The organism is Metabacillus sp. YM-086 (assembly GCF_048059995.1).
Classification (GTDB): domain Bacteria; phylum Bacillota; class Bacilli; order Bacillales; family Bacillaceae; genus Metabacillus; species Metabacillus litoralis_B.
This window is the reverse complement of record NZ_JBLUOI010000046.1, coordinates 1-12,999: the sequence shown is the minus strand read 5'-3', so window position 1 is coordinate 12,999 and position 12,999 is coordinate 1. Positions and strand designations below refer to the sequence as shown.

The window sequence follows — 12,999 nt, the reverse complement described above, 5'->3', positions numbered from 1 at the left end:
ATTGGAAAGGGAGGTATTTTCATGCAAAAAAATGCTAGAGGTTATGTTCAGGATTCTTGTTCAGCATTAGAAACAGCAAAATCCTCATTACAAAATGCTCTTAACACAGTTGAGCAAGGTTCTAATCGAGAAAGAATTCAAAGTTCATTACAATCAGTAGAAGCTGCTCTTCAACAATGCGGTCAAACAGCAGATATTTTAGAGCAAGTGTAACAACATACATTCTACTTCTAAGAGCTAGCTTATGCATAGCTCTTTTTTTATACTATATCATCACTTTAACTTTTGTTATCCTAACCGATACAAAACTTAAGGGGGGTGAACGTATTGGATATTGCAGCATTATCAATTGGATTGAGCCAAGCATCCTTAGGTCAAAATGTTAGTATTGCCTTAGCAAAAAAAGTAATGGAAACTTCACAGCAAAGTAATGAGCAGTTATTAAAAGTTATGCAGGCTCCACACCCAACTCACGGCAATGTGATTGATGTAAAAGGATAAAACATCGTCTTAGAAACGCTAGAAGTAAGCCCAGGAATGATAAAATTTCCTGGACTTATTTCTAAATAATAGTATTGTGACCTAATATTTATTCTGTATTTGCATAAAACCCCAATTATTTTTCCGTCCTTTTTCATTTAACGACGAATTGCTACAAATTCCTTTAGAACTGTCGAAATAACACTAAAACTATTAGGAAGAATTAGTTATATTCACCTAGCAGTTTGGTCATTATGAGTGTATCGGGCAAGACTAGACCAAACTATCATCCTAACTCACTTTTACTACAAGACACCCACGTCTTGCCCGTATTTATTTTATCAGGATAGCTTCTCATATAATAACTCCTTAATCAAAGCTAAACCTTTCTTCTTTCCAAGGATCTCCTTGCATATGATATCCATTCCTTTCCCAAAAACCAGGATGATTTTTCTCAGTAAATTGAATCCCTCTCACCCACTTAGCACTTTTCCAGAAGTAAAGATGAGGAATAACTGCCCGCAATGGAAATCCATGCTCAGGTGTTAAAGGTTCATCATTATAGGCATAGGCAAGTAAGCTTGTTTCTTTCATAAAATCCTCTAATGGAAGATTTGTTGTCCAGCCTTCTTCAGCATGTATAATCACAAAGTTTGCCTTTGGCTTAAGCTTAATGTCCTTCAAAAGGTCCTGGGTTTTTATACCTTGCCAGCTAGCATCAAGTTTGGACCAACCTGTTACACAGTGAATATCGTTAGTTAAGTTTGATTGAGGAAAAAGCGTTTTTAGATCGTGTAGTGAATATAGCTTCGGGTTTTCTACAAGTCCATAAATTTGCAAATTCCACTTCTCTATATCCTCATAGTACGGAACATTACCCGTATGTAAAACTGGAAAGGTTGTTGTTACGTTTTGATTTGGTGGTACACGGTCCGATGTAAATGTTTTTCTTTTTTTACCAAAGTACATTTATTTGAATCCCTCTCTTTATTTTTAATGTTAACCTATTCTAAAAACCGGTTGACAATGTTTCGTCGGTCTATTATTCTTTTTTTAAGGATTATATCAAAAAGGGGGATAAACAATGAAAAAGAAATTAACTACATATGATATTGCATTGGTTGGAATGTTTGCTGCTTTAATGGCAATTGGAGCAAACATAACATCTTGGGCACCATTTCTTGAAATAGCGGGTGTGCCTTTATCTATGCAGCCTTTCTTTTGTATTTTAGCAGGTTTATTATTGGGGAGCAGACTTGGTGCTTTATCAATGATCGTATATGCACTAGTAGGAATTGCAGGAGCACCTGTTTTTGCACAATTTAGCGGTGGAATTGGTGTGATATTTGGAAGCACTGGTGGATTTATTATATCTTATATTGTAGCAGCTTATGCAGCGGGTAAAGTGATTGAATTCAGTAAAGAAAAGAAGCTTCCTACATTTATGACAGCCTCATTTGTTGGAATCTCACTTATTTATCTTGTCGGCACAACCTATATGTGGCTTGCATTAAATGTTTGGATTAATGCTCCTATGTCCTATGGAGCTGCTTGGGCTATTATGGCTTGGTTTATTGTAAAAGATGTAGCTTTTACCATTGTAGGTGCATTTATTGCTCCACGTATTTATTTTGCAGTAACAAAAGCAACATCAAAAAGAATAGCGGCTTAAATGAATACACCAAGGCATTTGATAAAGCCTTGGTGTTTTTTAACATGTTTTTGTTAACCTTATTCAATTGAACCTTTATTTTCCTCAAGGTAAAGCTGTTCTTGCTCAGCCGTCATTACGCCTGTCGCCTCTCCGATTGTACCTCCTTGAATTCTCCAAATTTTATTATGATCTTTGTCAGCTTCTGAGAAATCATCAACCGACCACCTATGTAAAATATCTAAAAATACTTCTTCATTTTCATATTGACCATTTTCAACAACTGCAATAAGATAGTTTATTCGTTCAGTTGTCATTTCATAATGAAGCCACTTTTCTTCGGCAATTACTTTTTGATGAGACATACCATGCATATAATTAAGTATATCTTCCTCTGTTAACTCAGTAGCCTCTTTGCCTCCGAATGGATTTTCAGCTAGATTACCTTCCTCTGAAGCCTTATCAACCTTCTCCTTTGATGTTTTTTCTTCACTATCAGCTTGGGTAGTAGATACAGCTTTTGAATTTACCATATCTAGCATAATGACACTAAAACATCCTAAACATATTGCTCCTACTATCACACTAGCAACAAGTATTTTGTTTTCCTTCATCCATGACATGGAAATAACCCCCTAAAAAAGGATAGTTCTATGATACAATGGATAATTTAATAGAGACAAGAGAAGACTTTGTCGAAAGAAATCACATCTAAACATTTTTACTAATTTGTTAGTATGAATGTATAATAAATACTAGTTTTGGTTATAAAGATAGTAGAGTAAACAAAGAGGGTGTGAAAAAATGAAGGCTTTAGTCATCAAAAGATATTTTTTAGATATAAATGAAAGAGAACAACTTGAAAGAGAGTTCATCAAACAAAATCCCGATGTAATTGAGAATATACTAGAATGGGATGATGAGGAGTTACTGGAGAGATTAAAAATAGACAGAAAAAACTTGGTTTAATAGACCAAGTTTTTTTCTGCTCATGAGCTTAAAGTAAAATGGCTGCGATCCATCCAAAAAGAATTAACGGGATATTATAGTGAACAAAGGTTGGAACACAAGTATCCCAAATATGATGATGATTTCCGTCAGCAGCCAGTCCTGATGTTGGACCTAATGTACTATCAGAAGCAGGAGATCCTGCATCTCCTAGTGCTGCAGCTGTCCCAACAATAGCAATTGTTGCCATTGGACTAAAACCTAACTCCATGCATAATGGAACGAATATCGTTGTAATGATTGGAATCGTTGAAAATGAAGAGCCTATCCCCATCGTAATGAGCAAGCCTACAATCAGCATTAGGATGGCCCCAATTGTTTGATTTCCCCCGATTAGATTTGCTGCGTCTTCTACTAACTTTTCAACATGACCAGTTTCTTTAAGAACACTAGCAAACCCTGAAGCTGTAATCATCACAAACCCAATAAAAGCCATCATCTTCATACCTGAAGTCATGATCGAATCTGCTTCGTTTCGTTTTAAGACACCACCAAGAAATAAAACACTTAAACCGGCTAATGCACCGAAGATCATTCCTTCTACTCCAAGTTTCTGAGAAAGATAGAGTTGTACAGAAAGTGAAACTAGAATCGCCACTACTGCTACAGTGATACTTTTCTTTGTATAAGTTTGACCTGACTGCTGCCCAGCCAATTCACGAGTTTCATATTGTCTTTTCTTACGATATGTAAAGAAAACAGCTATTAACAAACCGCATACCATCCCAATTGCAGGTATTGCCATAGCAGAGGGAATATCTGATAACGAAACCGTTAAGCCGCTTTCCTGCATATTCGTTTGCATAATTTCATGGAAAATCGCCCCAAACCCTACAGGTAAGAACATATATGGAGTAATTAACCCAAATGTTAATACAGTTGCAATTAAACGGCGATCAACTTGAAGCTCATTCAGTACTTTTAATAGTGGTGGAATAAGCACTGGAATAAAAGCAATGTGAACAGGAATGACATTTTGTGAGAAAATAGCCATGATTAAGATCATAAAAACAATTAGTGCTTTTGATAAAGCTTTTCTTCTTGTATCACCGTCACGACCTACTAGTTTTATAACTGAGGATACCATAGCATCTGGTAGTCCTGAAGTTGTTAGAGCAACTGCAAATGCTCCTAACAATGCGTAACTTAGCGCAACTGTTGCATTGCCTCCCAAACCTGTTGTAAAGGTATCTACTGTTGTGGCTAAATCCAAACCACCTGTTAGTCCTCCAATTATTGCGCCTATCACAAGTGCAAAAACAACATTTATTCTTAATAAGCTTAAAATAAGCATAGCAAAAACAGCAATAATGACTGCATTCAAAAATAAAACCCCCAAAATCCTTTAGTTTACTAATATGGTAGAGAATTAAACAACGAAAATTAATTTACCATACTTTTTTCGAGCCTGTCAATTGCTAAAGGAGAATTTATTTGACGATTTTGATCATTTATTTGCTAGTTTTGAAGTTTTATTTGACGATTCTTAGTATTTATTTGCTAATGATGAACTTTTATTTGCCGCTTTGCTCTATATATTTGATTTTCGACAAAATCACGAAAAAAGGACCAACATACACATATGTCGGTCCTCTTTCTTTATTTCACTTCAAAATTCTCTACTAAAGTAGCTAATGTTCTAGCCATTACGCCAGTTGCACCTGTTGGGCCAAGTTCGGATTTTTTGGATGTTGTAGCTGTTCCTGCTATATCTAGGTGTACCCATGGAGTGCCTTCAGCAAATTCCCCAATAAACGTTCCTGCCATAATGGCATGCCCTTCACGACCAGGAGAATTGTTTAAGTCGGCCATCTGACTATTTCGAACACGTTTTTTATCGCCTTCAAATATCGGTAAACGCCAGACTGGTTCATCACATTCGTGTGATGCTTGAAGAACTTGTTCAAAAAACTCCTCATTATTAGTCATAGCACCAGTTGTTTCTGTTCCTAACGCAATAATTACGCCACCTGTTAATGTAGCAACGTCAACTAAATAACTAGCTCCATGAAATTTTGCGTATGTAATCCCATCAGCAAGCGCCAATCGACCTTCTGCATCAGTATTCAAAACCTCAATCGTTTTTCCACTTAATGACACAATCACATCATCAGGTTTAAATGCACCACCACTAATCATATTATCTGTAGAAGGGATTACTGCTACAACATTTTGTTCAGGCTTCATTTCACCGATGATCTGCATAGCTCCAAGCACAGATGCTGCTCCCCCCATGTCCGTTTTCATCCCGACAATTCCATCCTTTGGCTTAATGGAGTAGCCACCTGTATCATAGGTAATTCCTTTTCCTACAAGTCCAATTACATCTGTCCACTCTTCTTTTCCCTGATATTTTAAGACAATCATTTTAGGTGGCTCTTCTGATCCTTTATTGACCGCTAGGAGAGCTCCCATACCAAGTCGTTCCATATCCTCTTTTTCCAAAACCTCGTATTCAAATTGATATCTGTTTGCTAATTCAATTGAATAAGAAGCAAGCTCTGTAGCTGTTAGAAGATTTGGTGGCATATTAGTTAGCGTTCTTGCACTATTTGTTCCTTCACCAAAAGCATAACCAACTTCAAGTGCAGATTTCATTTCAAGGCTATCTTCCTTTTCAGTCAATACAGAAATATTTTCAATATTTTTTTCAGGTTCATTTGATTTTTGTTTATAATCTAAAATCTTATAAGTTGATAAGGAGAAAGCTTCGGCAAGAGCATGTGCTGCTTCAACGTCGTTGATTCTTTCATTTATGAACGTGTCTATCGCTACACTTATATGTTGGAGCTTTGCTTGTTGAATCGTCTGAAATAATTCTCCAAAAGCTTTTTTTACTCGAAAAAATGTAATGTCTGATTCTTTCCCTAAGCCAACAAAGAAGATACGTTTTACAGCAAGTTTTCCAAGGGTATGTAGTTTAGTAACGGATTTATATTTTGTTGAGAGATCTCCGTCCTTCATTAACTCTGTTATTTGACCATTTAATTTCTCGTCAAGTTCTTTTGCATATCCAGTGAGTTTGCTCGTTTTTTGATATAGCCCTATAACTAATGTATCGTTATCGTTAAGTTCACTTGCATTTGCTGCTTGTATAACTTTAAACAATCATAGCACCTCCATTATGTATGTATCTCTATTGTATAGCACATATTTAAAAAAGTGTAATATGACAAATCCAACTACCAAACTTCACCTTATTCTGACAATGTATATGCTATAATGAAGAAAATCTTTTTAGCAATTCTCTTTCTATTAAGAGTTTTTATACTACATAACTGACCTAAAAACGAAAGGAGCTTAATCTTGGAATTATTGTACAACTTTCCTTTACTTGCTGCACTGGCAGCCATTTTCTTTGCACAGTTTATTAAGGTACCGATCTATTTCTTTGTTTCAAAGAGGCTGGACTGGTCACTAATTACAAGCACTGGGGGAATGCCAAGCTCTCATTCAGCAGCTGTAACTGCACTTTCAACAGGAGTTGCTCTTGATCACGGACTTGGTTCATCCATTTTTGCTATTTCTGCTATTTTTGCGATCATTACGATGTTTGATGCAACAGGAGTAAGACGTCACGCTGGTGAACAAGCAACCGTTCTTAATCAGCTTGTTCTTGACTTTAACCGATTTGTTGAGGAAGCCAAGGTATGGCCTAAAAAGGCTGAACAAGATAAACAAAAAAAGTTGAAGGAGCTACTTGGACATCAGCCGATTGAAGTATTTTTTGGAGGATTAACTGGTATTCTTCTAGCCCTATTGTTACACTACCTTTTTGTTCTGTAAGGAGGCTTTACATGAGGATTATATCCATCTGTCCCAGCAATACGGAGCTTGCAGTTTATCTTGGTTTAAAGGAGCAATTAGTCGCCCTGGATGATTTCTCTGATTGGCCTCTGGATTTATCACATCTTCCACGTTTAGGCCCAGACCTTTCCATTAATATGGATAGGTTGGAATCATACCACCCTGATTTAGTGTTAGCTTCTCTTAGTGTTCCTGGAATGGAAAAAAACATTGAAGAATTGGAAAAGAGGAAAATTCCGCATATTGTTTTTAACCCTCAATCATTTCAAGATATCTCCAATGATCTTCACACGTTAAGTAGATTAACCGGAAAGCAAAAGGAAGCAGAAGATGTTATAAAAAATTTTCAAGCTACTCTTCAAACATATAAGGAAATTTCTGATGAGATACCAAACCCACCTTCCATTTTCTTTGAATGGTGGCCGAACCCAATATTTTCCCCCGGACAAATCAACTGGTTAACTGAGCTAAGCAGATTAGCAGGAGCAAGAAACATTTTTGAAGATGTTGAATTAGCTAGCGTACAGACAACATGGGACGATGTCCTGAATCGAGACCCAGAATATTTTTGTTTATGCTGGGTTGGAGTTAAGCAATCTAGAATGAAATTGTCACATGTACTAAAAAGGGAAAGGGCACAAACCCTTCAAGCCGTTCAAAAGAACCAACTCCATTTATTAGAGGAATCATTGTTTTGCCGTCCCTCTCCACGGCTTATCCTTGGTTTACAAAAACTTGCCTATTTGTTGCATCCTGATATTTATCCCCGTCCTAATTAAAAGACAAAAAGCTAATGCTTTTTCATTAGCTTTTTGTCTTATTTTTTATATATTTTTGCCTAAACACTTGCATTGATTCATCTTCGTTTAAATTTTTTAATTGTTGTTCCGTTAATGTTCCATCACCCATTTGAACAACGTATACTTCTATTTGCTTTTTACCCCAATTATTATAAACCTCTTTAACGGTTTCATAATATAAATCTAATTTGTTTCCTTTAATGGCTCCACCCTTGTCTGCCACAACTCCATATCCGTAGCCTGGAATAAAAAGTATAGTACCAATAGGAAACACATCTAAATCTGCAGCAACTGTTGAATATAGATCTCTTTTTACTTTTACTCCGGAATAGGTAATTCCATAGCTAGGATGATCGGGCTGCTTTCCAGTAGACTCAACACCTGCCGTATAACCAGTTGCCACAACCTTTCTAGTCGGATACTGTGACCAATCAATTGCTTCTTCCAGTGAAACCTCTTGATTAACTGCTTCAACACTTGAAGACACCTGTGTTCTAATCGATGGTTCACTGTTCATAGCTTTAAAGGTAAGTCCTAGAAAACGGAAAGTTTCATTTTCTTCAGCTTCAGTGTGTGTATGAACTAGTTTTTCATTAAAATCCTCATTATGATTATAATACCAACTGGAGAGATCTTTAGCCTCAACACCTGAAATTGCGCTATATGTTGTTGTTAATGCTCCTAGAAATAATAATGTCATGATTAATCTTCTACTAACTCTCTTTATACTGATCATATGTTTCCTAAACACTCCTCTCACAAATCTATTCGTTCCCAGATTGTGAAAAAAGTATTCAAAATAGAGAAAAGTATATTTTACCAGCTCTGTTTTTTTGAATTCAAAAGGAACAAAGCGAAAGTGCCTCGTCAGCTGGATATCCTAGCGTTATACTAATTTCTGCAGTTTTTAATGTCCTAAAAGACAGAAAAAGCCTGACAATTCATTGTCAGACTTTTGTTGATAAGTATATTAAAACATCTGGTAGCCTCTTTTACGAAGCATTTTAATAATAATTCCTGAGAGAATCGCACCGATTAGTCCGCAGGATAAAATTAATAAATCAGCTAAAGCTAATGACATTATTTTATCCCCTAATTGTGAGAATGAATCACTAGGGCTTCTAAAATACTCTATAAATTTGACGTTATCTACTATGAAAATGCATACAATTGGATACACAATAGCCATAATCCAAGACATGCGTAAAAGCATATTCAATAAAAATCCAATACCAAAAAATAAGACTAAAAATAATAACATGGAAATTAATAAAACCGGTAAGCTCAACATGCCTATCACCTCCATTACACCACTATTAAGTGTACTGAACTAACGATAGACAGTCAATGCTTTGTCAGTGAACGTTTTATGACTTCTTCCCTGTACCATCACAGTTATTACATGTTTCAGAGCCACCTAGTATTAGTTGAAAATATCCTTTTCCAGAGCAATATGGGCATTCCTTTGTATCAACCTTTATTGTGTTCATTTCTGTCTCCCCTTTAGGATCGTAGTGGTTTTTAATAATATACCAATTATTCTGACAATTATAAAGGGAGGAAATCTGACAAAAAAGTTTGTGTAAGCGAATACATTTAAGATTTTCTTTAAAATCCTCTCTTTATCATAGTTTTGCGAATATTATAAAAACATAGTATATGTTGTATATCCAAAATGATCCCCAGGATTAAATTGATCATATTTATTTAACTTTGCTTCAATGACGTCAGATGCTAGTTTCGTGATTAAGAGAGATGAGTTTTTGTCCTCTACTAACTTTTTAGGATGTATAAAAGCTACTTCCTCTAATTCCTCTTCTTGTACCTGTATTTCATTTGATTCTGCCGATAATGAAAAAATGACCATGTTATCACTAATCACTTCTTTTATTACCCCTGAACGAATTCCGACAACTCCAACTATACTAGCCGAGATGCCTGTTTCTTCTTTAATCTCCCGTAAAACAGCATCATCAATGGTTTCCCCTTCATTAACAAATCCAGCCGGAAAAGACCATTTGCCCTTGAGTCCACCATATTTCTTTTTAACAACAAGCCATTCTCCTTCATGATTAGTAACTATTCCCGATACAGCCAACCATACATTTCCCCTTTTGGATTCAGTCATTATAGAGCCCCCCTTTTTTATTATTTTAACACATAGAGAAATAAGAAAAGCGCAAGCGCCTTGGTCAGCCCCGACAAGCATAAGACGATTTGGAATAGAAGGCGCTCTCTTTGCCTTCTATCCAAATTGGCTTATGACCTCGAGGCAGTCAAAAACGCGACGTCCTGTCGCATTGACTGCACTTGCACGTCCTGTGCTTCGGGGCTAGGCATCTGACTTTTTGCCAAAAAGTCAGACTGCTGGAGCTAGACACTAAAACTACGTACAAAATTTTATACTTTCTTACCTTTTAAAAAAGAGACAAAGGCAAATGCCTTCGTCTCTTTTTCACCACTATTATAAAATGTTGAATTTTCCTTTTTTCAATACTAATGAAGGACCACCAACCATGTATAAAGCACGGTTATCAATCATTTTCTTCATAAATGAAGCTTTAGTACCTACTAATTTTTTACCAAATACAACACCAACTGCATCGTCTTCACCTAATGATGCAACAGATCCTTTAATATCTGGAGTGAAAGATGCCATTTCTCCACGACCACGAATGGCTGATGCAAGGTTTTTCGCACATGTTTCACCTTGTTGCATAGCAATTTGTGCTGTTGGTGGATATGGACGGTTAATTTCTTCATTGATGATTAAAGAACAATCTCCAATAATGAATACATCTTCATGTCCCGGCGCACGTAATTGTGGGTCAACTTTTACACGACCACGCATGTTTTCAAATCCAGCTTCTTCCACAACGCTGTTACCACGAACACCAGCTGCCCAAACAACAGTACCTGCTTTAATTGTTTCTAATTCTTCACCTTTTGCAACGATAATTCCTTCTTCGATACATTCTTTAATAGCTGTACCGATCATGAATTCTACGCCTTTTTTCTGTAAGTGATTCGTAGCATACTCAACTAGCTCAGGGTCAAATCCTGGTAATGCTGTTGGCGCTGCTTCCACACAGATAATACGTACTTTTTTAAAGTCAACATCATATTCTTTACAAAGCTCTGGAATTCTGTTTCCAAGCTCTCCTAAGAATTCAATACCAGTGAAGCCAGCTCCACCAACAACAATTGTTAAACGCTCATCTTTCTTTTCTGCTTCCATGTTATATGTAGCAAATTGATATTCAATATGCTCACGTAATTGTCTAGCAGAGTCAATGCTTGTGATTCCGAATGCATACTCTTTTAAACCTTGAATGCCAAATGTTTCAGGGTGAGCACCTAGTGAAATAACTAAATAGTCATATTCAACCTCACCATTTTCTAAAACAACTTTCTTCGCTTCTTTATCGATTGATACAACTGTATCTTGAACAAACTTCACACGATTTGTATCGATAATGTCTTTGATTTGGTAACGAGCACGGTCATGATGTAACGTACCAGCTGAAGCCTCATGTAACCATGTTGTTTCATAGTGATAGTCATTTTTGTTCACTAATGTGATATCTGCTTCATCAACACTAATTAATTTTTGTAAACGTGTAACTGTAATTAACCCACCATAACCTGCACCTAATATAACGACTCTTGGTTTTTTCACCGAAATACATCCACCTTTTCTTTTTAAAATTGTTGAATTGAATCGAATAATGTCTATTACTATATTCGACTTAAAACCACAATTTTATTTTTATTTAAGAGATAAAACTTTGTGAAAACATTCACTTACCAATGCATACCTTGGTATCTGCTACGTATAATATATATAAATACACCTATAGATCATATTAGCCATTCAACAATATTTTTTCAAGTTATTTTTTCTAACAAAAGACTATGTTTTTTTCTTCGTATAATTTATAATACATGGATTTTTGATACTACTTTTATTCAATGCGTTTTTAAACTGCGAAAAAGGAAGAATTTTGTCTTATGGATTGTCATTCATTTCAAGTGAAAGTTTATGGATTTTCACAATAAAATTTAAAGGAGGATGAGATATGAAAGAAGATCCTAAAGTCTATGATATTACCGTTGTTGGTGGTGGACCTGTTGGATTATTTACTGCCTTCTACGGTGGAATGAGACAGGCAAGTGTAAAAATCATTGAGAGCCTTCCACAATTAGGTGGTCAGCTTTCTACATTATATCCTGAAAAATACATCTATGATGTTGCAGGCTTCCCAAAAATAAGAGCTCAAGAGCTTGTAGACAATTTGAAGGAGCAAATGGGTCAGTTTGAGCAAACAGTTGTTTTAGATCAAGCTGTTGAACAAGTTGAGAAACAAGCTGATGGAGTATTTAAATTAACCACTAATAATGAAGTTCATTATACAAAAACAATCATCATTACAGCAGGCAATGGTGCTTTTAAGCCTCGCAAACTCGAGCTTGAGGAAAGTGAAAAATATGAGAATCAAAATTTACATTACTTTGTTGATGATTTAAATAAATTTGCTGAAAGAAATGTTGCTATTCTTGGCGGTGGAGACTCTGCCGTTGACTGGGCATTAATGCTCGAACCTGTTGCAAAAAGTGTAAGTTTAATACATAGACGAGATAAATTTAGAGCACATGAACATAGTGTTGAATTATTGATGAAATCGAAGGTACAGGTTTTAACTCCATTTGTTCCTGTTGAGCTAATTGGAGAGCAGGAAATTTCTCAAGTAGTATTAGAGGAAGTGAAAGGAGATCGAAAAGAAGTCTTACAAATTGATGATCTAATCGTTAATTTTGGATTTATTTCCTCACTTGGGCCCATTAAAGATTGGGGTTTAACAATTGAGAAAAACTCGATTGTTGTTACCTCCAAAATGGAAACGAACATTGAAGGAATTTATGCAGCTGGAGATATTTGTACTTATGATGGCAAGGTTAAACTAATTGCAAGTGGATTTGGTGAGGCTCCAACAGCAGTTAACAATGCTAAGGCATATATGGATCCAAAAGCACGTGTCCAGCCATTACACAGTACGAGTTTATTTAGTTAATAGAAAAAGCTGTTTACCACAAAAGTAAACAGCTTTTTTCTATCATTCATGAATGTCTAGCAATTTTCAGGCGTTCCAGTGTTTGTAGCTGTTCTAAACGATGATCCGCATCCACAGCTTGCTATGGCATTTGGATTATCAATTGTAAAGCCGCCGCCCATCATTGATTGCTTATAATCAA

17 protein-coding genes are annotated in these 12,999 nt (G+C 36.0%); 7 read left to right on the top strand and 10 right to left on the bottom strand.

Annotated features, from left to right (window positions below; all coding sequences use genetic code 11):
* The first annotated feature begins 21 nt into the window (after positions 1 to 21).
* Both ACEWK1_RS17990 and ACEWK1_RS17985 read left to right on the top strand, forming a co-directional pair.
* The gene (locus ACEWK1_RS17990; protein WP_121663296.1) at positions 22 to 213 is read left to right on the top strand and encodes a hypothetical protein; all 192 of its coding nucleotides are present in this window, start codon (positions 22 to 24) and stop codon (positions 211 to 213) included.
* A gap of 114 nt (positions 214 to 327) precedes the next feature.
* A complete protein-coding gene (locus ACEWK1_RS17985; protein ID WP_121663297.1) occupies positions 328 to 501 on the top strand; it encodes a YjfB family protein in 174 nt (57 codons plus the stop codon).
* A gap of 348 nt (positions 502 to 849) precedes the next feature.
* Here ACEWK1_RS17985 and ACEWK1_RS17980 read toward each other — a convergent pair whose 3' ends face one another.
* Positions 850 to 1,449, bottom strand: a complete 600-nt coding sequence (locus ACEWK1_RS17980; protein WP_121663298.1) for a sulfite oxidase-like oxidoreductase — start codon at positions 1,447 to 1,449, stop codon at positions 850 to 852.
* A gap of 115 nt (positions 1,450 to 1,564) precedes the next feature.
* Here ACEWK1_RS17980 and ACEWK1_RS17975 point away from each other — a divergent pair, with 115 nt between their 5' ends.
* The gene (locus ACEWK1_RS17975) at positions 1,565 to 2,152 is read left to right on the top strand and encodes a biotin transporter BioY (protein ID WP_212137664.1); all 588 of its coding nucleotides are present in this window, start codon (positions 1,565 to 1,567) and stop codon (positions 2,150 to 2,152) included.
* Between the two features lie 59 nt (positions 2,153 to 2,211).
* On the opposite strand, the gene ACEWK1_RS17970 is transcribed toward ACEWK1_RS17975, so the two are convergent.
* Complete coding sequence (locus tag ACEWK1_RS17970; RefSeq protein WP_251402798.1) at positions 2,212 to 2,754, bottom strand: DUF6241 domain-containing protein; 543 nt, start codon at positions 2,752 to 2,754, stop codon at positions 2,212 to 2,214.
* Positions 2,755 to 2,935: 181 nt separating this feature from the next.
* Here ACEWK1_RS17970 and ACEWK1_RS17965 point away from each other — a divergent pair, with 181 nt between their 5' ends.
* A complete protein-coding gene (locus ACEWK1_RS17965) occupies positions 2,936 to 3,100 on the top strand; it encodes a hypothetical protein (protein WP_162987450.1) in 165 nt (54 codons plus the stop codon).
* 28 nt (positions 3,101 to 3,128) lie between these two features.
* Here the strand turns inward: ACEWK1_RS17965 and ACEWK1_RS17960 are convergent, their stop codons facing one another.
* Entirely contained in the window at positions 3,129 to 4,463 is a 1,335-nt protein-coding gene (locus ACEWK1_RS17960; protein WP_121663301.1) for a Na+/H+ antiporter family protein, read from the bottom strand.
* A 275-nt stretch (positions 4,464 to 4,738) separates the two neighbouring features.
* Positions 4,739 to 6,247, bottom strand: a complete 1,509-nt coding sequence (locus tag ACEWK1_RS17955) for a leucyl aminopeptidase (protein WP_251402801.1) — start codon at positions 6,245 to 6,247, stop codon at positions 4,739 to 4,741.
* A gap of 198 nt (positions 6,248 to 6,445) precedes the next feature.
* On the opposite strand from ACEWK1_RS17955, the gene ACEWK1_RS17950 reads away from it, so the two are divergent.
* A complete protein-coding gene (locus ACEWK1_RS17950; protein ID WP_098795547.1) occupies positions 6,446 to 6,925 on the top strand; it encodes a divergent PAP2 family protein in 480 nt (159 codons plus the stop codon).
* Between the two features lie 11 nt (positions 6,926 to 6,936).
* Positions 6,937 to 7,725: a cobalamin-binding protein gene (locus ACEWK1_RS17945; RefSeq protein WP_121663303.1), complete on the top strand. Its 789-nt coding sequence runs from the start codon at positions 6,937 to 6,939 to the stop codon at positions 7,723 to 7,725.
* A gap of 25 nt (positions 7,726 to 7,750) precedes the next feature.
* Here ACEWK1_RS17945 and ACEWK1_RS17940 read toward each other — a convergent pair whose 3' ends face one another.
* The 5 genes from ACEWK1_RS17940 to ACEWK1_RS17920 all read right to left on the bottom strand — a co-directional run bounded on the left by ACEWK1_RS17940 (position 7,751) and on the right by ACEWK1_RS17920 (position 11,425).
* Positions 7,751 to 8,482, bottom strand: a complete 732-nt coding sequence (locus ACEWK1_RS17940; protein WP_121663304.1) for a 3D domain-containing protein — start codon at positions 8,480 to 8,482, stop codon at positions 7,751 to 7,753.
* Positions 8,483 to 8,716: 234 nt separating this feature from the next.
* The gene (locus ACEWK1_RS17935) at positions 8,717 to 9,037 is read right to left on the bottom strand and encodes a YuiB family protein (protein ID WP_121663305.1); all 321 of its coding nucleotides are present in this window, start codon (positions 9,035 to 9,037) and stop codon (positions 8,717 to 8,719) included.
* 76 nt (positions 9,038 to 9,113) lie between these two features.
* Entirely contained in the window at positions 9,114 to 9,236 is a 123-nt protein-coding gene (locus ACEWK1_RS17930; protein ID WP_251397659.1) for a YuiA family protein, read from the bottom strand.
* Between the two features lie 152 nt (positions 9,237 to 9,388).
* Entirely contained in the window at positions 9,389 to 9,874 is a 486-nt protein-coding gene (locus ACEWK1_RS17925) for an NUDIX domain-containing protein (RefSeq protein ID WP_416636544.1), read from the bottom strand.
* Positions 9,875 to 10,210: 336 nt separating this feature from the next.
* Entirely contained in the window at positions 10,211 to 11,425 is a 1,215-nt protein-coding gene (locus tag ACEWK1_RS17920; protein WP_251397663.1) for an NAD(P)/FAD-dependent oxidoreductase, read from the bottom strand.
* Between the two features lie 400 nt (positions 11,426 to 11,825).
* Between ACEWK1_RS17920 and yumC the strand changes: the two genes are divergently transcribed.
* Positions 11,826 to 12,818 carry a ferredoxin--NADP reductase 2 gene (yumC, locus tag ACEWK1_RS17915; RefSeq protein ID WP_121663308.1) on the top strand — a complete coding sequence of 331 codons (993 nt, stop codon included), beginning with the start codon at positions 11,826 to 11,828 and terminating at the stop codon, positions 12,816 to 12,818.
* A gap of 56 nt (positions 12,819 to 12,874) precedes the next feature.
* Here the strand turns inward: yumC and ACEWK1_RS17910 are convergent.
* Positions 12,875 to 12,999: HesB/IscA family protein (locus ACEWK1_RS17910; protein WP_416636548.1), on the bottom strand; the 125-nt coding region annotated here is incomplete at its 5' end.